The organism is Rhizobium sp. M1 (genome assembly GCF_002531805.1).
GTDB lineage: Bacteria > Pseudomonadota > Alphaproteobacteria > Rhizobiales > Rhizobiaceae > Rhizobium > Rhizobium etli_C.
On sequence record NZ_NWSW01000017.1, the window covers coordinates 1 to 19,112 of the forward strand.

Annotated in this window: 13 protein-coding genes, 1 tRNA gene and 2 rRNA genes; 12 read left to right on the forward strand and 4 right to left on the reverse strand. The window is 60.7% G+C overall.

Going from position 1 to position 19,112, the window contains the following annotated elements; translation table 11 throughout:
- From CO655_RS17505 to CO655_RS17515, 3 genes are all read left to right on the forward strand, one after another.
- Window positions 1-525, forward strand: a 23S ribosomal RNA gene (locus tag CO655_RS17505); the annotation flags it as partial.
- Window positions 526-733: 208 nt separating this feature from the next.
- A 5S ribosomal RNA gene (rrf, locus tag CO655_RS17510) occupies window positions 734-848 on the forward strand.
- Window positions 849-1,037: 189 nt separating this feature from the next.
- A tRNA-Met gene (locus tag CO655_RS17515) sits at window positions 1,038-1,114 on the forward strand.
- A 249-nt stretch (window positions 1,115-1,363) separates the two neighbouring features.
- Here the strand turns inward: CO655_RS17515 and CO655_RS17520 are convergent.
- A complete protein-coding gene (locus tag CO655_RS17520) occupies window positions 1,364-4,774 on the reverse strand; it encodes a DEAD/DEAH box helicase (RefSeq protein WP_097665623.1) in 3,411 nt (1,136 codons plus the stop codon).
- A gap of 514 nt (window positions 4,775-5,288) precedes the next feature.
- Between CO655_RS17520 and CO655_RS17525 the strand changes: the two genes are divergently transcribed.
- Window positions 5,289-6,071: a response regulator transcription factor gene (locus tag CO655_RS17525; RefSeq protein ID WP_097608041.1), complete on the forward strand. Its 783-nt coding sequence runs from the start codon at window positions 5,289-5,291 to the stop codon at window positions 6,069-6,071.
- A gap of 102 nt (window positions 6,072-6,173) precedes the next feature.
- Here the strand turns inward: CO655_RS17525 and CO655_RS17530 are convergent, their stop codons facing one another.
- Entirely contained in the window at window positions 6,174-6,497 is a 324-nt protein-coding gene (locus tag CO655_RS17530; RefSeq protein WP_097608042.1) for a hypothetical protein, read from the reverse strand.
- Between the two features lie 386 nt (window positions 6,498-6,883).
- On the opposite strand from CO655_RS17530, the gene CO655_RS17535 reads away from it, so the two are divergent.
- Genes CO655_RS17535 through CO655_RS17555 form a run of 5 tightly spaced genes read left to right on the forward strand, consistent with a single transcriptional unit; the run spans window position 6,884 to window position 12,290 of the window.
- Window positions 6,884-7,906, forward strand: coding sequence for a UDP-glucuronic acid decarboxylase family protein (locus CO655_RS17535; RefSeq protein WP_097608043.1), 1,023 nt, complete (start codon window positions 6,884-6,886; stop codon window positions 7,904-7,906).
- Between the two features lies 1 nt (window position 7,907).
- Window positions 7,908-8,891, forward strand: coding sequence for a UDP-glucose 4-epimerase GalE (gene galE, locus CO655_RS17540; RefSeq protein WP_097608044.1), 984 nt, complete (start codon window positions 7,908-7,910; stop codon window positions 8,889-8,891).
- Complete coding sequence (locus tag CO655_RS17545) at window positions 8,888-10,756, forward strand: glycosyltransferase family 2 protein (RefSeq protein ID WP_097665624.1); 1,869 nt, start codon at window positions 8,888-8,890, stop codon at window positions 10,754-10,756. Before galE ends, CO655_RS17545 begins: the two co-directional genes overlap by 4 nt.
- Window positions 10,757-10,793: 37 nt before the next feature.
- Window positions 10,794-11,315, forward strand: a complete 522-nt coding sequence (locus CO655_RS17550) for a DUF995 domain-containing protein (RefSeq protein ID WP_097581236.1) — start codon at window positions 10,794-10,796, stop codon at window positions 11,313-11,315.
- A gap of 3 nt (window positions 11,316-11,318) precedes the next feature.
- On the forward strand, window positions 11,319-12,290 hold the full coding sequence (locus tag CO655_RS17555; RefSeq protein ID WP_097608046.1) for a glycosyl hydrolase: 972 nt from the start codon (window positions 11,319-11,321) through the stop codon (window positions 12,288-12,290).
- 106 nt (window positions 12,291-12,396) lie between these two features.
- On the opposite strand, the gene CO655_RS17560 is transcribed toward CO655_RS17555, so the two are convergent.
- A complete protein-coding gene (locus CO655_RS17560) occupies window positions 12,397-13,680 on the reverse strand; it encodes an ABC transporter substrate-binding protein (protein WP_097665625.1) in 1,284 nt (427 codons plus the stop codon).
- Window positions 13,681-13,824: 144 nt separating this feature from the next.
- Between CO655_RS17560 and CO655_RS17565 the strand changes: the two genes are divergently transcribed.
- The 3 genes from CO655_RS17565 to CO655_RS17575 are packed head-to-tail and all read left to right on the forward strand — an operon-like array spanning window position 13,825 to window position 17,724.
- Window positions 13,825-14,856 (forward strand): LacI family DNA-binding transcriptional regulator, encoded by a 1,032-nt coding sequence (locus tag CO655_RS17565; RefSeq protein ID WP_097608048.1) that lies wholly within the window; start codon window positions 13,825-13,827, stop codon window positions 14,854-14,856.
- 4 nt (window positions 14,857-14,860) lie between these two features.
- On the forward strand, window positions 14,861-16,717 hold the full coding sequence (locus CO655_RS17570; protein ID WP_097665634.1) for a DUF2264 domain-containing protein: 1,857 nt from the start codon (window positions 14,861-14,863) through the stop codon (window positions 16,715-16,717).
- Complete coding sequence (locus CO655_RS17575; protein ID WP_097665635.1) at window positions 16,714-17,724, forward strand: hydroxyacid dehydrogenase; 1,011 nt, start codon at window positions 16,714-16,716, stop codon at window positions 17,722-17,724. The genes CO655_RS17570 and CO655_RS17575 overlap by 4 nt, the downstream gene beginning before the upstream one ends.
- Before the next feature lie 16 nt (window positions 17,725-17,740).
- On the opposite strand, the gene CO655_RS17580 is transcribed toward CO655_RS17575, so the two are convergent.
- Window positions 17,741-19,018, reverse strand: coding sequence for a Gfo/Idh/MocA family oxidoreductase (locus CO655_RS17580; protein ID WP_097665636.1), 1,278 nt, complete (start codon window positions 19,016-19,018; stop codon window positions 17,741-17,743).
- Window positions 19,019-19,112: the final 94 nt, after the last annotated feature.

Here is a 19,112-nt window from a genome sequence, read left to right on the forward strand (position 1 = left end):
CGAGCAGAGACGAAAGTCGGTCATAGTGATCCGGTGGTCCCGCGTGGAAGGGCCATCGCTCAACGGATAAAAGGTACGCCGGGGATACCAGGCTGATGACCCCCAAGAGTCCATATCGACGGGGTTGTTTGGCACCTCGATGTCGGCTCATCGCATCCTGGGGCTGGAGCAGGTCCTAAGGGTTTGGCTGTTCGCCAATTAAAGCGGTACGTGAACTGGGTTCAGAACGTCGTGAGACAGTTCGGTCCCTATCTGCCGTGGGTGTAGGAATATTGACAGGATCTGTCCCTAGTACGAGAGGACCGGGATGGACATATCTCTGGTGGACCTGTTGTCCTGCCAAGGGCATAGCAGGGTAGCTATATATGGACGGGATAACCGCTGAAGGCATCGAAGCGGGAAACCCACCTGAAAACGAGTGTTCCCGATCAGAGCCGTGGAAGACGACCACGTTGATAGGCCGGGTGTGGAAGTGCGGCAACGCATGAAGCTTACCGGTACTAATAGCTCGATCGGCTTGATCGTTCTCATTGACTGTGCTCATCTCAGGGCGACCGCAAAGCGGTCGTCCCGACAAGGCAAAGGCCTTCGCCTTTGCCCGGGCCCGGCGAACACGCAGTGTTCGTCCGGTTAAAGGCCAAAGACGTGTTCAAAACAAAACACTACCGACTAGTCACTAATCACTAGTCACTCGTGTACCAGCTTCTCAAATCAAAAAGTTGCGCTTTGCCGACCTGGTGGTTATGGCGGGGTGGCTGCACCCGTTCCCTTTCCGAACACGGCCGTGAAACGCCCCTGCGCCCATGGTACTTCGTCTTAAGACGCGGGAGAGTAGGTCGCTGCCAGGTCTGCAAATCGCAACTCAAATCTTCTCTGAACATCCAACGGCCAAAAGCCGAACAAAAGGCCGCCCACAAAGCGGCCTTTCGTGTTACAATATACCGCGGGCTGGAGCAGCCCCCGCCGAACCGCAGAAGGCAGTGCCTTCGAGGACCGGCAAACAAAAAGTCCGGGCTTGCCCAGACAGCTCACAATGGCGCGGGGTGGAGCAGCCCGGTAGCTCGTCAGGCTCATAACCTGCAGGCCGCAGGTTCAAATCCTGCCCCCGCAACCAAATCTTCCTTATCTTCCAGGAGCACCGAAACCAGTTATCGCTGGCGATGGTAGCTCGTCGTCCTGCGGACCATAACCTGAAGGGTGAGCGGTCGGTCGGGCTAAGCCCGATAAAACAGTCCAGTGGACTGTTTTAAGATCCGAACGGTTCAAATCCTGCCCCCGAAACCAAACTCTTCAACACACAATACTCAAAAAGCCCGCCAATCCGGCGGGCTTTTTTGATTCCAGAACACATCTGAGCGAGCACTCAGTCCCAAAGGACCGGGTTCCGATCCCTCACCTCCAGCGCATTCCGTGCCAGGAATTCCGCGGCCTGGACCGTCTCCAGAGCATTCGCCGCCTCCCTGAAATATGGCAGCGTTTGCCAGAGCGTGCGATCGCCGACAATGTAGAAGCGGCGCTTGGCGCGCGTTAGCGCGACGTTCAAGAGGTTTGGCTTGGAGGCGGCCCAGCCGGCCGCTCCGCGATGATCGGCGTCGGCGCCGAGCACCATGAAAACGATATCCTCTTCCTTGCCCTGGAACGTATGCACAGTGCCTATCCGTTCCTGAAGCCACTTCTGCAGTTTCGGCGGAGATGCGCCCGTATATCCGTCCTGATCGGTCCATCGCGCATGGGTCAAAGCCCGTCTCAGACTGTTCTTCGCTTCCTTGAACGGTGAGATGATGTAGAGATCAGGCAATGCACCGGACCGACGGTAGGTCGCGCCGAGGAGATCGACGATGAAGTCCGTCTGCTCCGCAACGGCCTGTTTGCCCGAAACCTTGCCCTTGACGTCGATCCAGGCGCTGTCGCCATAGAAGGGCGGCGCGTCGCCGGCCGGGCGGCGCTCTGCCAGCCCGAAGATCATCTTGTTCTGGTAGGCGATCTGGTTGGCAAGGCTGAACATTGGATCGATGCACCGTCGATGCACTCTGAGAGGGCTACCGATCCAGAGCCCGTCTGCTTTCTCGTCTTGAAGCGTTGTTCCGTAGCGATTGGCGGCATCGGCGAGCATCTGCACCGACACCCTGTTCGGCGAATACTGGCCTTGCGCCGTGTGCGGTGAGAGAGCCGAAGCGGCGCCGATCAGCGCGCTCGGAAGAGTAAAGACCGGTTCGATCTGCTGGGGATCGCCGATCACCATGACGCGGCGCGCCCGCAACAAGGCCCCGACGGCCGCCTGCGGCACGGCCTGGCCGGCTTCATCGATGAAGACCCAGCCGATCGAGCCGGCTTCGAGACCGCGGAACTGCCGGGCGAAGGAGGCGAATGTCGTCGAGACGATGGGAACGACCATGAAGAGGCTTTGCCAGATCGATGCAATATGTTTGTCATCGACGGGATTGTTGTTGGACAGCAGCTTGCTGACGGCAACGATATTTCCGCCGAAACCGCCGCCCTTCCGGCCGACCTCAGCCAGCCACGCTTCATGCAGCGTCAACGCTGCTTCGAACAATGCCGAACGCAGAGCCGCCAGTTCGTCCTGATGCCAGAGGCCGTCAATCTGCACCTGATCGCTGTCGAGGTCGGCGAGGCGCTCCGGTGCGGCGGGATGATCGAGAATTTCTCCCAGCCGCTCGAGTTCTTCTGTCTTCGCAAACCAGATTTTCCGGCGTGACCGCAGTGCCCGTTCGGCGTGGTCATGCGCCCGTAAAGCGCGTTCCAGCGCGGGTTTATCCGTCTTCGCAAGCTGATCCTCGCATTCTGCCAGCGCCTTGCGCAGCTCCAATTGCTTGCGCGCATTGGCGACGACGTCTTGCCGATGCTGCCGGGCAGGGTTGGTCGCGAGCACTCTCTTCCATCGCGCCGGAGCGCTGCGGTCGAGCAGCTGTTCCTCTTCCTTCAAAGAAGACAAACTGTCCTTGATACGGCCCATTTCGGCCGCGATCTCGTCGCACCGGTTCTGTGCATGGCGAAGTTCGCCAGCGGCGGCGGCCAGCTTTTCAAGCGTTTCGCGGCAGAATGCATCCTGCGTGACATGCGCGATTTCATGACGGAGATCGGCATAGCGCGCATATTGGCCGATCTTGTCGCGAACCACGTCGTCGGCGGCATGAAAGGCGGCCGATGCTTCGGCGAAGGTCGGCCCCTCATAGCTCTTCAGCCATTCCCAGATGGTCTGCGGCTTCTGGGCGCCCGACCAGCCGGGCTTCGGCCTGTCGGTGATTTCCATGAAGGCGAAACGTTCCTTGAACGCTCGCCGATTCCTGGAATTGCCGAGCACACAGGCGATCAATCCCCACGGGCGATCGCCGTCGGCGAGTTTGATCACGCCCCCATTGTCCTTCTGGCAGGCGATTTTATGAGCGACCGTCTGCAGATAGCGGAAGGAAGACGTCTTCGAAATCGAGCTCTGCTTGGGAAGGTCGCGCGAGATATTCTCGACGGCGGCGTTGTTGGAGGATGCGACGATCATTTCGAATCCGGCGAGCGCCGGGATCAGCGCGGATATCGAGGCCGTGCTGCGGTCGGCAAAAGTGACGCGGCGCGGCGCGCCGTCAAAGGCATCGCGTGCCGTCTCGAGGCCGCCCAGGATCCGGGCCCGCCGAACGATATTATCCGCGAACATGTCGCGCAGCAGGGTCGTCTTTCCGGTGCCGGGCGGACCGTTGACCGAGAACAGTCCGGTTTCCGAGCGGCCGCCGATCGCCGAATTGATTGCAAACTGCTGCATGAGGCTCATGGCGAGGTGAGGTTCGCTCAGCCAGCGTCCGCGGTTGAGATTGGCGGGATGCAGGGCCCGAACGATGGCGCCGCGCCCATCTTGCGAATAGAGGTCGACCCGCTTTTCATCGGCCAGCGGCGTGAGATATCGCCTGAGCGGCTCTGGGACATTGCCCTGCTTGACGCAGATCATCGCCCGTTCGATGTCCTCGATGAAGAAGCTGTTCAGGATGCCAATGTCTTCTTCACCATCTGCACTCTCGTCTTCCTCGTCGTCGGCATTGGGGGCATGGTCCTCCTGTTGGGGCTGCAGGGAGATGAGATCGGGTCTCTCCGCCCTGTCACGGTAGCGTATTTCGACGGCGGCGATGGGCCTGTCCCGGCGCGAGACAAAGCTCGCCCAATCGCAGAGCAATTCATGCAGCGCCAGGATTTCGGCGGCATCGATCGGCTGATCGGAGCCGGCCTCGAAGGCTGAAGATGTCAGCTGTCGCTGCGCCCGAAAGTTTTGAAGCAATTCCGACAGCTGCCGTTTGCTGTCGGCAAACGCCTCATGGCTGAGTGAGGCGAGCCCGGATTTCTGCACGCGGCCGAGAGCCCATGGAAGCGTGGAAACCGCAAAGGTTTCGAACATCGGCTGCCCCAGCGGCGTGAGCTGCAGGCTGGCAAAGCAGGTATCGCCATCGAGATCGCTGCGTTCGGCATCCTCGTACTCGGCAATATCGGCCGCAACGCGGTCGAAGCGCCGGCGGATATCGGCAATTTCGGATTTGCTGAAAACGCCGAGGAACAAGGTAAAGCCGGTAATCTGCTTCTCCTCGGGTATAACAGGACGGCTGAGTGCCGCGCCATCCTGCAACAGCGTTTTTGCATGCAGCCAGAAAACGGTCCGTCCTTCCGCTGAGACGAGCCGACTGGAGAGATCGTAAGGTATGAAAAACTCGATTTTGTGCCAGAAATCGAGAATGGCCAGAAGCCGTTCCCGTTCCGCCCTGTCTGCATCGGTCTGCATGACTTCTCACTGAGGAGTTGCTAAGTGGCTCTCGCCTCTTTTAGCAACGATTGCAGCTCGAAATCAAAGAGCATGGTGATTGGGCGCCCGGCCGAACGCGTTGAGCGCGCGTAAGGCGCGTCCATGCAGACGCGGCCCGGAGGCGTGGAAGGGCAGCGCTGGCCTTGGCGGCATAATCGAGGGCGGTCGGATCGTTCGACCCCGCTGGCAAAGGTCATATAAATATGACAATTTGTACTGGAATATTACATTCGTCCGATTATCTATAGTGAAAGCAAATATAACCTTACAGTACCAGGTCTAGCAAAAATACAACCGAAGCGTAGTAACGTATCGTTTTTCGCTCCCGAAAACTAATCACTTTGGGCCATTTCCTTCCTTCTCAATCCGTATTAACATAATTAAGAAATGTCTAAAGAAGAGGGCGGTGACATCAAGGGGGCGGCATTTCATACTATCTTCTACCCGCCATCGCTTCACGTTTGAGTAAAGTGTAACGCTAGGGGAGGCGTATATGTTCATGACAGGCTCAGGAATGGAGAATACCGACCAGGCAAGAAAGTCTAGCCCTTCCGGAGATACTATCCTTGTAGTTGCCAAGGCGGATCTGTTTTCAGAATGCATGGTAGAGGCGCTGGCAAAGAAATTCCCGAACTGCGATGTGCCAAGCTTAGCAAATACGAAGCCGATGCTGGAAAAGGATACGAGCGATCTAAAGCTCGTTTTATTCTACCATATACCTCAGCCTGAGCTTCAGGACGCGTTGAAGGCGGTACGGGAAAATCACCCGGAAACCTCGATCGGACTCGTTGTCGAGGCCATCGATATGCTGGAACCCTATGTCAGCCGTTTGGTGGAGGCAAGGATCATCGACGGCGTCCTGCCGCTCAATCTTCGGCTTGATGTCTTCATGGCCGCGGTGGATCTGCTGATGAAGGGCGGAGAGCATTTTCCCTCGGCACTTCTTAACCGTCTCGCCAACAAGAGCCCCCAGCTGGAGCCTTCACTCTATCAGACGAAATCGGTCGATGCCGCGCGCAGCAATGCGCTCAAGCTGAGACGCGACAGCATCTCCGCTTTGACGACCCGCGAGGTTCAGATCCTGGATCTCATCTGCAAGGGGACGCAGAACAAGATCATCGCCGACAAGCTGCATCTTTCCGAAAACACGGTGAAGGTTCACGTCCGCAACATCTACAAGAAGATGAACGTCCGAAACCGCACCGAGGCAGCGTCCCGCTTCTTCAACGACCATCCGGTCGGCGATGACGAGATGTCGAGCCGCTGGCGCAACTGATCTGCAGCGCGCCGCGTCTGTTCAGGCGCGCAAGGGACGCCGCAGCAGGTTGAACTGCCGGGTAATTTATCCTTGCATCGATGTCGATTCGAAGGATTTGTTTCAGATCGACGGACGCGCAAAGCAGCGCGACTTCTGTCCGAAGCCGCTCGGAGAGCAGATGTACGGGGCGGACCCGTGATAGGCGACGACGCGGGCAGGTGCCGCGGCCGGCCGCACGGCCCGGTTTTCCGGGTAGGCGTATGCCTTCGAGACACGTGGCGTCTCGACGACGACGACATTCTTTTTCGCGACGGCGGCTATGTCGTCGTTAACGACCGAACAGGCCGTCGGCCCGACCGCAAGAAGCGTCGTTCCCCAGGCAAACATCGCAAAATGAAATAGACGCCAGCCTTTCGGCTGCGCTGCAGCGTGTTTTTTCGACATGGCCAATCCCCTCGCATATGGCGCTCCCGGATGCAAGACCGGTCGTGCAGTTACGCGCGGCCAGCCCTTCAATTCTTTTGTACTCGTTCTTGGTTGACCGAAGCTTGAGCGGTGTCGGGATACTCGTTCTGCGTGAAAAAAAGACAGAAAATGATTAATTATTTGTTACTTAAAAGAACAATTGCGTAGTTATTTTGGATTGAAAACGTTTTTAAAGTTGACCTCGCTAACAATCGTCTTATCATTCGAATAGTAAGCCAGATATCCGAAGAATAACTATAAAGTTATTCAAGTGAGATACTCAAGTAGATGAATATCCGACCGGATAATGAAGGCACGCAGCGCCTGAATAAATCAAAAGACTAAAACATGGGAAGGAGTTTGTAATGCGTAGTTTCGTTCCCGGCGAAGGTTATTCTGAAGTAGAAGGCGTGCCGGTGCTCAAGAATCTGGGCACTGCTCTTGTCAATGGCGGGGCCGGTTTTCTTGGCTCGCATCTCTGCGAAAGGCTTCTGTTACGCGGCCACAGCGTCATATGCCTCGATAATTTTTCGACCGGCCGCCGTGTGAATGTCGATCATCTCCTGTCGAACCCCCGTTTTCGCATCATCGAGCACGATGTCCGGCAGCCCTTCGATATCGAAGCGTCGCTCATCTTCAATTTTGCCTCGCCCGCCTCTCCGCCCGATTATCAGCGGGATCCGGTCGGCACATTGCTCACCAATGTGCTCGGCGCCGTCAACACCCTGGACTGTGCGCGCAAGACCGGCGCGACCGTCGTTCAATCGTCGACCTCGGAGGTTTATGGCGATCCGAACCAGAGCCCGCAGCGCGAAACCTATTGCGGCAACGTCAACCCGATCGGGCCGCGCGCCTGTTACGACGAAGGCAAGCGCAGCGCCGAAACCCTGTTCTTCGACTACCACAGGACCTATGGCGTCGACATCAAGGTCGGCCGCATCTTCAACACCTACGGGCCGCGTATGCGCCTGGATGACGGCCGGGTGGTCTCCAATTTCATCGTGCAGGCTCTGCGCAACGCCGACCTGACGATCTACGGCGACGGCCAGCAGACCCGCTCTTTCTGCTATGTCGACGATCTCGTTGAAGGTTTCCTGCGTTTCTCGGCAGCCGGCAGCGCCTGCCACGGCCCGATCAATCTCGGCAACCCCGGCGAGTTCACCGTCCGGCGCCTGGCGGAAATCATCCGCGACCTGACGAATTCGCGTTCCCGCATCGTTCACCTGCCTGCTGTCGTCGACGATCCGCGCCAGCGGCGGCCGGATATTTCCCGGGCGATGACCGAGCTGGGATGGCAACCCCACATCGAGCTCGAAGCCGGCCTGGCGCGCACCGTCGAATATTTCGACGGCCTGCTTGCCCGGACAGAGAAGGCGGAGGCCGTATGAGATGCCCCGCTACATTCTCGTCACCGGCGGTGCCGGTTTCATAGGCAGTCATATCTGCAAAGCCCTGTCGCGCGCCGGCATGATCCCGGTTGCCTACGACAACCTGTCGACCGGACATGCCGACAGCGTCCGCTGGGGCCCGCTCATCCGGGGTGAACTCGGCGATGCGGTGGCGCTGCGCCGGACGATGGCCGAATTTTCGCCCGATTGCGTTATCCATTGCGGCGCCAACGCCTATGTCGGCGAATCCGTCGAGATGCCGAGAAAATACTACCGCAACAACGTCGTCGGCAGCCTCACGCTGCTCGAAGCCTGCCTCGATCAGGATATCGACCGGATCGTCTTTTCGAGCAGCTGCGCCACCTATGGCGTTCCCGCCTCCTTGCCGATACGGGAGGAAACCCCGCAGCAGCCGGTCAATCCCTATGGCCGCACCAAACTGATCTTTGAGATGGCGCTCGAGGATTTTGCCGCCGCCTATGGCATCCGCTTCGCCGCCTTGCGTTATTTCAACGCCGCCGGCGCCGATCCGGATGGCGAACTTGCCGAGCGTCACGAGCCCGAAACCCATCTCATTCCCCGCGCCCTTCTTGCTGCCGCCGGCAGGCTGGAGCGGCTCGATATCTTCGGCACCGACTATTCGACCGCGGATGGAACCTGCGTGCGCGACTATATCCATGTCAGCGATCTCGCGCAGGCGCATTTGGCCGCCGTCAATCACCTGATGGCGGGCGGCGGCTCGCTCAGCGTCAATCTCGGTTCCGGCCGGGGCACCTCGGTGCGCGAGATCCTTGCAGCCATCCATCGCACCACCGGCCGTGAAGTGCCGGTCCGGTACCGCTCGCGCCGTGCCGGCGATCCGCCGATCCTTTTTGCCAATACGGCAAGGGCGAAAGCGGAACTCGGCTTCGCGCCGGCACTCTCGGATATCGATACGATCATCCGCACCGCCGGCCCCACCTTCGGACTGGAAGTGACGGCATGAGCGACGCTTCGCACATCGGCTATGGCCTTGCGCCTGCAAAAACCGCCACCGCCGAAGCGTTCGATCCTGTTTTCACCGGCCGCAGACGCGTCGCCTATGGCTTCGGCATCCTCTGCTGGCTGGCCGCCCTTGGGTTTTTCTGGATCTGGTGGTGCCAGTCCGCCCATATCATTTCCTGGACTGCGTTCGTGCTCATCACCGCCGTGCTGGCCTGGATCACGCTCGTCCCGGCCTATTTCATCCTGATCTTCCTCGATGCCAGGACGATCAGTTCGCGTGCGCGGCTGCCGGAAGGGCGCGTGGCGATGGTCGTCACCAAGGCGCCGTCCGAGCCCTTTGCCGTCGTCCGCACCACGCTGCAGGCGATGCTCGATCAGATCGGCGTCGAGTTCGACGTCTGGCTGGCCGACGAGGATCCTTCCGAGGAAACCAGACGCTGGTGCGCCGAGCACGGCGTGCTGATCTCCACCCGAAAGGGCGTGGCGGAATATCACCGCACGACCTGGCCGCGCCGAACCCGGTGCAAGGAAGGCAATCTTGCCTATTTCTACGACCATTTCGGCTATGCGCGTTACGATTTCGTCGCCCAGTTCGACGCCGATCATGTACCGACGCCGACTTATCTCAGGGAAGTCCTGCGCCCCTTTGCCGATCCCGGCATCGGCTACGTCTCCGCGCCCAGCATCTGCGATGCGAATGCGGCGGCAAGCTGGGCGGCGCGCGGAAGGCTCTATGCGGAGGCGAGTCTGCACGGTTCGCTGCAGACCGGTTACAACAATGGCTGGGCGCCGCTTTGCATCGGCTCCCACTATGCGGTTCGCACGTCAGCCCTTCGTGAGATCGGCGGCCTCGGCCCCGAACTTGCCGAAGATCATTCGACGACGCTGATGATGAATGCCGGCGGCTGGCGCGGTGTCCATGCCGTCGACGCGATCGCTCACGGCGACGGTCCGGCGAACTTCGTCGATCTCGCCGTCCAGGAATTTCAATGGTCGCGCAGCCTCGTCACCATCCTGCTGCAATATTCTCGCCGCTACGTCACCCATCTGCCCTGGTATCTGAAATTCCAGTTCGTGTTTTCGCAGCTGTGGTACCCGCTTTTCTCCGCCTTCATGGCCGTGATGTTCCTGCTGCCGGTTGCCGCTTTGCTGACGGGCGATGTCTTCGTCAACGTAACCTATCCGGATTTCCTGCTGCATTTCGCGCCGATATCGATCGTGCTGACGCTGTTTGCCTTCTTCTGGCGGGCAACGGCAACCTTCAGGCCGCACGATGCGAAACTGTTCGGCTGGGAAGGGCTTGCCTTCATCTTCCTGCGTTGGCCGTGGTCGCTCGCCGGCAGCCTCGCAGCTGTTCGCGACCATCTCTGCGGCTCTTTCGTCGACTTTCGCATCACGCCGAAAGGCCGGCAGGAGCAGCAGTCTTTGCCGCTGCGCATCGTTGCGCCCTATATCGGCCTCGCCGGCCTTTGCGCCGTCGCCATGGTGTTCGCCAACGACGCGGCCGCCGCCCAGGGCTTTTATATCTTCGCCGCGATAAATCTCATGATCTATCTGCTGCTGACGGTGCTGATCGTCCTTCGCCACGCAATCGAGAACGGTCTGCCGCTGCTGCCGCAGTCACGCGGCCTGTGGCTGGCGACGGCGACGGGGCTTGCGATCTGCGTCACCGGCGGCATGCAGGCCGGCGGCCATGGGCTGCGCAGTCTCGAAGCCCTTTCGCACGGTCAGACTGTCATCAGTTTCAGCCAATCGCAATTTGCCGTGGCCGGAGCCGGTCTGGGCGGCGGCAAAACCCGGACCGTGAAGTTCCGCATCAGGTGGAATGGGTTCGGACGCACGGGACGCGACGAACAAGGTGTTTGAGCCGGGGAAACCGGCCGGCGTCGAGGAGGAGAATGTAATGCGTATCGGATCGAGACTATATGGGGCGGCCCTTGCTCTCAGCCTGTGCCTGCCATTGGCGGCGCAGGGCGCCGAGACCGCAAAGAAGAATGAGCCGACGCCGCTCACCGCCTATGAGCTCTACCGGATCTACGGCGATAGGACCTGGACCTGGGATACCGGTGGCGGCCGCTTCATCGAGGATGGCCGGCGGTTTGTCGCCTGGGTAAACGACAAGGGCAAGCAGTCCTTCGCCGAAGGAAAATGGGTTGTCGACGACCTCGGCCAGCTCTGCATGCGTGCCACCTGGACGAATGCCGAGGGTGCAGCGCGCGCCAGCACCTGTTTCGGTCACCGCAAGATCGGCAACACGATCTATCAGCGCCGCCAGCCGAACGGCAACTGGTACGTCTTTCGGCATGCATCGGTGCACCAGGACGACGAATTCCGCAAGCTTGTTGCCGCGGACACCGTCAGCGCCAAGGCACGCGATCTGAAGCAGCTCCTGTCGGACCAGGAACTTGCCCGAAAAGGAGGGTGAGCCATGAAGACGCTAATGAATAACCACCTCTCGACCGCCGCGATCGCGCTGCTGCTATTGTGCGCCACGGATTTGCCCGGCCGAAGCGAAATGCAATATGCGGGAGTCGCCCCGAACCAGACATCCAGCATACGAACGATCATCGATAAACGCCCGGTGGTTCATGCCGACGGCATCAAGTTCGGCGCCTATGACCCGCATGGGGATTTCGGCGCTCAGACCAATGTCTCGACCGAGGCCCTGTTCCTGCCATGGGAAGACGTTGACCTGGAGACGCTGCGTATCGCTGATGCCTATGCACAGGCCAGAGGCCGCAACCTGCTGATCACGGTAGAGCCGTGGTCCTGGGACGTTGACTGGCGGCTGACTTCCGACGAGCTTCGCCGCAAGGTGCTGCGGGGCGATTACGACGTCAACATGCGGGCAATCGCGCAGATGATCTCGCAGCTGAAGAGCCCGGTGATCGTCCGTTGGGGCCAGGAGATGGAGGACAAGTCAGGACGGTTTTCGTGGTCCGGCTGGAACCCGCAGGACTATATCACCGCCTACAAACGGATGATGGATATCGTCCGCGACGAGGCGCCCGGCACCGAGCTCATGTGGTCGCCGAAGGGAGAACCCGGCCTTGACGCCTATTATCCCGGCGACGACTACGTCGATCTTGTCGGCCTCTCGGTTTTCGGGCTCCAGCGCTATGACGAGCTTGCCTACAACAAGCATCGGACCTTTTCGGAAGCGTTGAAGCAGGGCTATGATCTCGTCGCCGGCTATGGAAAGCCCGTCTGGGTCGCAGAGCTCGGCTACGAAGGCGGTGACGCCTATATGAGACCCTGGATCGAAACCGCGACGCTGAAGCAGAGCGCCTTCCCGAACCTTCAGGAAGTGGTCTATTTCAATGACCGCGACGTGCACGCCTGGCCCTTCAATCTCGGCCGGCCGGACTGGCGGGTGGTCGAAAGCCTGGCAGCCAACTGAAAGGCATCTGAAGCGCAAATCCACAAGGTCGCAACGCGCTTCAATCAGGAAAACAGAGAGGCCCGCCGGGGTTTTGCGGGCCTCTCCTCTCATATCCGGCAGCCGATCATCCCTTGAGCGTTGCCTTACCCTCTTCGACGAGCCGGGTCGCCGCATCGGCGGGCGAGGTCCGTTCGAAGGCGAGTTCGTCGCAGATCGGCCGCAGCACGCGCTGGTCGAATTGGGTTGCACCCATCGGCACCGGCGGCGGATATTCGCCGACCTGATCCTTGAGCATGTTGACGTATTTGACCGTTTCCTGTTCCGTCGGGTTCAGCTGCGGCAGGATGGCCTCACGCACGGTCGGCGACATCGGCACGCCGCGCTCGACGCCGAGAATCTTGCCGGCCTCGATGTCGTTGACGAAGAAGTCGATGAATTTTGCGGCCGCTTCGCCGTTCTTCGTCGTGGCGCCGACACTCCAGATCAGCGCAGGGCGGTAGTAGTGGCCCGACGGCCCGCCTTTCTTTTCCCGCGGCAGCATGGTGATGCCGAGCTTGTTCTTGATGATCAGCTGATAGCCGATCATTTGGTTGGAATAGGCCATGCCGATCACCGATTTTCCGAGACCGAGGCTATTGGTGTCGATGGTGTTCTGGTCCAGCGTCTGGACGTCGGCAGCCACCGTGCCCCCTGCTTTACGCAGCTTCTCCCAGTAGTCGAACCATTCCGTCGCATCGTCGGCCGTGAAACCGAGCCCGACGCTTTCCCTCGCAAAGAGGCTCTTGCCGCGTTGGCGCAGCCAGGCGTCGAACACATAGGCGTAGCGGGCCGCATAGGGGCCTCCGCTCTTGCCGGACGACTTGGCGAGTTCGACGGCGAGCTTGGCATATTCGTCCCAGGTGAGATCGGGTGTCGGCAGCGGAATGCCGGCCTTCTCGAATTCAACCGTGTCGAAGAACATCGAGAAGGAGTTGAGGCCGAGGCCGACGCCATAGAGTTTGCCGTCGATGGTGGTCAATTTCAGCATGTCGGGGCCGAAGGACTGGACCTTCAACGCCGATGGGACGAACTCGTCAAGCGGCATGCAGGCGCCGCGCTTGGAATAGTCGGAGATCGTCCCCGGTTCGAGCTGGAAGATGTCGGCAATCGAGCGCCCCGCCATCTGGGTGGCGAGCTTCGTCCAGTAGCCGTCGCCGGAAAGCGATTCACCGACGATCGTGACGCCGGGTGTTTTCGACTGGTAGAGTTTGGCGACGTCGAGCGTGCGTTTGGCACGGTCGTTGGACCCCCACCACATGGCGCGCAGCGCCGTGTCTTCGGCAAAAGCCGGAATGGCGCGTCCCGCGAATGCCAGGCCGGCAGCTGCGCCGGCGGAGCCCATCAGGAATGAACGGCGGTTGACCTGCATACTATCCTCCCTTGTCCCTATATGCCCGCGGCCAATCCTCCAGAGCGTCGTCGGGCATTCGGCAAGCAGAGTACGCAAAAAAATATTTATTGCAAGAAATAACGTTCGTGTTGCAAATTTGCGTAATTTGCATAATGTTTGCCCATGAGCGATGAAAAAATCAGACGGCCGCGTCAGGCCGATATAGCCACATTGGCGGGTGTCTCGGTCTCGACGGTGTCTCGCGTGCTGGCGAACGAGCCGGGGATCAGCGAAACCGTCCGTCGTCAGATATTGAAGGTGGCTGCCGAACACGGTTATCCGGTCAAGCCGGCAGTTGAAGCCGTTGCCGGCGGGCTGGCGCTGATCGCCAGCGACGGCGTCACGGGCGGCCTCAGCGTCTTCTACGAGGCGATCGTCGAGGGCCTGCGCGCCGGAGCGGCCGAAGCGGGCATGCCGTTCGAAGTCCGGATGGTCCGGGAGGAACGCATCACGCCGGACGCCGCGCGCGATTATATGCAGGCCGCGGCGGCCGAAGGTCTCTTTCTCGTCGGCATCGATCCGAACGACATGCTGCGCGACTGGCTGCAGGACGCCATGGTGCCGACCGTTCTCGTCAATGGCACCGACCCCGGAATGCGTTTCGATGGGGTTTCGCCGGCTAATTTCTTCGGCGCCTATCAGGCGACTGGCCGGCTGACGAAGGCCGGCCATCGCCGCATCCTGCATCTGAGCGGCTCACATCGCCAGACGATCCGTGAGCGTATCCGCGGTTTCGAGGCGGCGATTGCCGCTGTCCCTGGCGCCGAAGGTCGTTTCGTAGCCATGACGCTGCAGGGCAGCGCCAGCCGCGAGGCCCATGAACGCACGGCGGCGATCCTCGCCGAGAATGCCGGTTTTACCGCCGCCTTCTGCATGAATGATTTCATCGCCGTCGGCGTGCTCGAGGCTGTCATCGAAGCGGGCCTGCGTGTGCCGGAGGATTTCGCGATCGTCGGTTTCGATGATCTGCCTTGTGCGCTGATGACCAATCCGCAGCTTTCCACCATGCGCGTCGACCGCGCCGCCCTCGGGCGCGAAGCCGTTTCGCTGATGCTGTCCCGTTTCCGCAACAGGACGGCGCCGGCGCGCCACATCTGTCAGGCTGTCGTTCCCGTTGCGGGAGGGACCGTTGTGAACGTCGAAACCCGTGAGTGATCCGATGACCTATGATCCCGCCAGCGCCAATCCGCTTGCCGGCAATCCGCTCGAAACCCGCGCCGATATGAGCCGAGCCCTGCTTGATCTCTTCGATCCGCTGCTTGCCTGTTTTTCGAAAGGCAATGCCCGCGTCAGGCTGAGCGGTGCCGCCGCCCATTTCGACCGGGCGGCGGCCGATCTTGAAGGTTTTGCCCGCCCGCTCTGGGGTTTGGCGCCGCTTGGCGCCGGCAATGGAGACTTCGCCCACTGGCATCGTTTTGCCGAAGGCCTCGCAAACGGCACCGATCCCGCTCATCCCGAATATTGGGGAACCGTCAATGGCCGCGATCAGCGCATGGTCGAGCTTGCCGCCCTCGGTTTTGCCCTGGCGCTGGTGCCGGAAAAAATCTGGGAGCCGCTCGATGCGCGCGCCCGCAGCAATGTCATCGCCTATCTCAAGCACGCCCGGCAGTTCGACTATGCCGACAACAACTGGAAATTCTTCCGGATTTTCGTCGACATCGCCCTCGATCGCCTCGGCGCCGATTTCGATCGCAGCCTGACGCGGCAATATCTGGAGGAACTCGAAGGCTTCTATATCGGCGACGGCTGGTATCGCGACGGAAACGTGCGCCGCATCGACCACTACATTCCCTTCGCCATGCATTTTTACGGGCTGATCTATTCGAAGCTCGTCGATGACGATTACGCCAAGCGCTACCGCGAACGGGCGATCCTCTTCGCCCGCGATTTCCGCCACTGGTTTGCCGCCGATGGGGCGACGATTCCCTTCGGCCGCAGTCTGACCTATCGCTTTGCCTGTGCCGGCTTCTGGTCGGCGCTTGCCTTTGCCGGCGTCGAGGCGCTGCCCTGGGGTGAGGTCAAACACCTTTGCCTGCAGCATCTGCGCTGGTGGAGGGACAAGCCGATCGCCGACCGCGACGGCGTGCTGTCGATCGGTTTCGGCTATCCGAACCTCTTGATGTCGGAGAGCTACAATTCCGCCGGCTCGCCCTATTGGGCATTGAAGGCCTTTCTGCCGCTGGCGATCCAGGAGGATCATCCGTTCTGGACGTCCGAGGAAACGGCGCGGGAGCCGGCGCCCGAGGTCGTTCCCCAGCGCCATCCCGGCATGGTGATGATGCGCACGGGCGGCGACGTCGTGGCGCTGTCATCAGGCCAGGAAAACCTGCAGATGCGCTTCGGCACGGAAAAATACGCGAAATTCGCCTATTCCACCCGTTACGGCTTCAGCGTCGAATCCGATGAGCGCGGCTTTGCGCTCGCCGCTTTCGATTCGATGCTGGCCTTCAGCGATGACGGCCTGCATTACCGCGTGCGCGAAACCAATGAGGAAGCCAGGCTCGCGGGCGATGTGCTTTATGCGAAATGGTCACCTTTCCCCGATGTCAGCGTCGAAAGCTGGCTGGCGCCCGCGGCCCCCTGGCATATCCGCCTCCACCGGATCAGGGCGGCCCGGCCGCTGAGGGTCGCCGAAGGCGGCTTCGCCATCGCCCGTCGGGATTTCGAGCTGGACACGCTGTCGGCGTCGGATGGCGCTGCCTATGCGATCGGCGAAGCCGATTTCAGCGGTATTCTCGACGTGGGATCGTCGGTCGATCGCGCCGGGCTCGTGCAGAAGGCCCAGCCCAACACCAATGTGATCGTCGCAAAGACCATCGTACCGCAGCTGCGCGGTCAGATTCCGGCCGGTGAGACCATCCTGGTAACGGCGGTGCTGGCGCTCGGCGATCCCGCCGCCGTCGCGTCCGCCTGGACGCGGCCGCCGAAGGCGCCTGATCTTGCGGCGCTGGAGGCGCTGGTGCGGGAAAAGGGTGTGACCGTCAGCGCCATCGAAGCGCCGGGCCAGATGCCATGAGCCGCCCGGCCATCGTCCTTGCCATGGAACCGTCGCGCACGGAGCATGTCCTGCCTGACGAGATCCTGCGCCGGCTCGATACCATCGGCCGCCTGCTGGATTCCGAGCCGCTGCAGCATTTCGAGGACGAACGCGCCAGCCGCCTGCTGGCCGAAGCCGAAATCCTGGTGACCGGCTGGGGCGCGCCCTATGTCGGGCCTGAGATTCCCGCTGCCGCGCCGCGGCTTCGCCTCATCGTCCATGCGGCGGGCACGGTGAAGGGCATCATCGACGAGGCCATCTTCGAAGCGGGCATCGCGGTCAGCCACGCGGCCGAGGCCAATGCCGTGCCGGTTGCCGAATTCACGCTTGCCGCGATCCTCTTTGCCGGCAAGCGCGCCTTCCGGTTCCGCGACCTCTATGTCGCCGACCGCAACCGCGATCGCACCTATCCAATGCAGCGCGAAGCGATCGGAAATTATGGCCGCACCCTCGGTATTATCGGCGCCTCGCGCATCGGCAGGCGGGTGATCGAGCTGTTGAAACCTTTCGAATACAGTCTGCTGCTGTTCGATCCGATGGTCGATGCCGCCGAGGCGGCAGGCCTCGGAGCCGAAAAGGTCGCGCTCGACGATTTGATGCGCCGCGCGGATATCGTTTCCCTGCACGCGCCATCACTGCCGTCGACGCAGCATATGATCGATGCGCGAAGACTGTCGCTGATGACGGACGGGGCAACGCTCATCAACACCGCGCGCGGCATTCTCATCGATGAGGCCGCTCTGCTTTCGGAGCTGAAGACCGGCCGCATCGACGCGGTGATCGATGTGACCGATCCGGAAATTCCGGAGGCGGGTTCGGTTTTCTACGATCTGCCGAACGTTTTCCTGACCCCGCACATTGCCGGCGCCATCGGTCTGGAACGGGCTCGCCTCGGAGAGATGGCAGCGGATGAGATCGAGCGTTTTACGGCCGGCCGGCCGCTGCTCTACCAGATCCGCCGGCAGGATCTCGAAAACATCGCCTGACGCAACCAGGGGCGCGTCAACGCGGTGTCCTCAACGAATTGGGCGAGCCGTCATTGGCAAGCTCGGGCATCAGCTCGGCGATATCGACCACCCTGCCGGTGCGCGAACTCGTCAGCGCGGCAATGCCGCAGAGCACGGACATGGCGCCTGCCCGCGTGCCGGCGCGCTGGCCGAGCCTGTCTTCCATGCCGGGCTTGAAGATCATGTTGCGCATGCGGTCGTCGCCGCCGTAATGGCCGCCGGTGAAATGCGGAACGACGATGCGTTCGACGGCTTGCCTGTCATTCGGGAAATTGCGGATGAGGAGGATCGTATCCTCCTTCGGCTGTTCCCAGGGCTGGGCCTCATATTGGCGAATTTCGATGCGCCCCTTGGTGCCGTTGAAGGCGAGGTGATGGCCTTCGATCGGCTGGAAGGTGTTCAGCGAATAGGAGACATGAACGTTGTTGCGGTAGCGGAGGCTGACCACCATCGTATCGGGAATGTCGATGTCTTCGCGGAAGACGCAGCCGTCGCGGAAATAACCGTCGATCTTCGAGGGATCCTCGTAAAGCTGATCCAGGAAAGGGTCGGCTTCGAGATCAAGATAGTAGTCGCATTCATGTGCGTGCGGACAGAGCTTGCAACGAGGCCCGCGGAACGGCCCCTTGCGGCCGTAATTCTGCAGATCGGCGAAGGACGTGACGGCCTCGGGATCGCTGTCGAGATACCAGTTCAGAAGATCGAAATGGTGGGTCGCCTTGTGAACGAACAGGCTGCCGGAATTTTCCGTATAGGCATGCCAGCGGCGGAAGTAGTCGGCGCCGTGTTTGGTGTTCAGATACCAATGGAAATCGACGGAGGTCACCCGGCCGATCTCGCCGGCATTGAGCAGTTCCTTGATGCGGGCCGCCGTCGGCGCATAGCGATAGTTGAAGGAGACATCGACCCGGCGGCCGGTGCGCTTCTCGGCATCGAGAATCCGGCGAATTTTCTCGATCGAGGTGGTCATCGGCTTTTCGGTGATGACGTCGATGCCGGATTCCAGCGCCCGCACGATAATATCGTCATGCGTCTGGTCGGGCGTGCAGACGATGGCCAGATCCGGCCTCTGCTCGGCGAGCATGGAATCGATGTTTTCATAAAGCGGCGCATTGCTGCCGATCATGTTGCGGGCGCGCTCGCCGCGCAGCGAGTTCTTCTCGACGATGGCGGTCAGGTCGACATGTTCGCGCCAGCCGGCCAGCAGGTCCTTGCCCCACATGGTGGTGCCGCGGTTTCCGGTGCCGATCAGGGCAAAACGGCGTTTCTCCATCGAATGAATCCTCCTGCATGCTGATGAAACGAATTTTGAAAATCAGGCCTAAAGCGCGTCGCGATCTTTCAGATTCGCTTAGTCCGCGCTTTAG

Coding starts and splice junctions, on each gene's coding strand:
- CO655_RS17520 (WP_097665623.1), bottom strand. CDS start 4,774: ATGCAGACCGATGCAGACAGGGCGGAACGGGAACGGCTTCTGGCCATT.
- CO655_RS17525 (WP_097608041.1), top strand. CDS start 5,289: ATGTTCATGACAGGCTCAGGAATGGAGAATACCGACCAGGCAAGAAAG.
- CO655_RS17530 (WP_097608042.1), bottom strand. CDS start 6,497: ATGTCGAAAAAACACGCTGCAGCGCAGCCGAAAGGCTGGCGTCTATTT.
- CO655_RS17535 (WP_097608043.1), top strand. CDS start 6,884: ATGCGTAGTTTCGTTCCCGGCGAAGGTTATTCTGAAGTAGAAGGCGTG.
- galE (WP_097608044.1), top strand. CDS start 7,908: ATGCCCCGCTACATTCTCGTCACCGGCGGTGCCGGTTTCATAGGCAGT.
- CO655_RS17545 (WP_097665624.1), top strand. CDS start 8,888: ATGAGCGACGCTTCGCACATCGGCTATGGCCTTGCGCCTGCAAAAACC.
- CO655_RS17550 (WP_097581236.1), top strand. CDS start 10,794: ATGCGTATCGGATCGAGACTATATGGGGCGGCCCTTGCTCTCAGCCTG.
- CO655_RS17555 (WP_097608046.1), top strand. CDS start 11,319: ATGAAGACGCTAATGAATAACCACCTCTCGACCGCCGCGATCGCGCTG.
- CO655_RS17560 (WP_097665625.1), bottom strand. CDS start 13,680: ATGCAGGTCAACCGCCGTTCATTCCTGATGGGCTCCGCCGGCGCAGCT.
- CO655_RS17565 (WP_097608048.1), top strand. CDS start 13,825: ATGAGCGATGAAAAAATCAGACGGCCGCGTCAGGCCGATATAGCCACA.
- CO655_RS17570 (WP_097665634.1), top strand. CDS start 14,861: ATGACCTATGATCCCGCCAGCGCCAATCCGCTTGCCGGCAATCCGCTC.
- CO655_RS17575 (WP_097665635.1), top strand. CDS start 16,714: ATGAGCCGCCCGGCCATCGTCCTTGCCATGGAACCGTCGCGCACGGAG.
- CO655_RS17580 (WP_097665636.1), bottom strand. CDS start 19,018: ATGGAGAAACGCCGTTTTGCCCTGATCGGCACCGGAAACCGCGGCACC.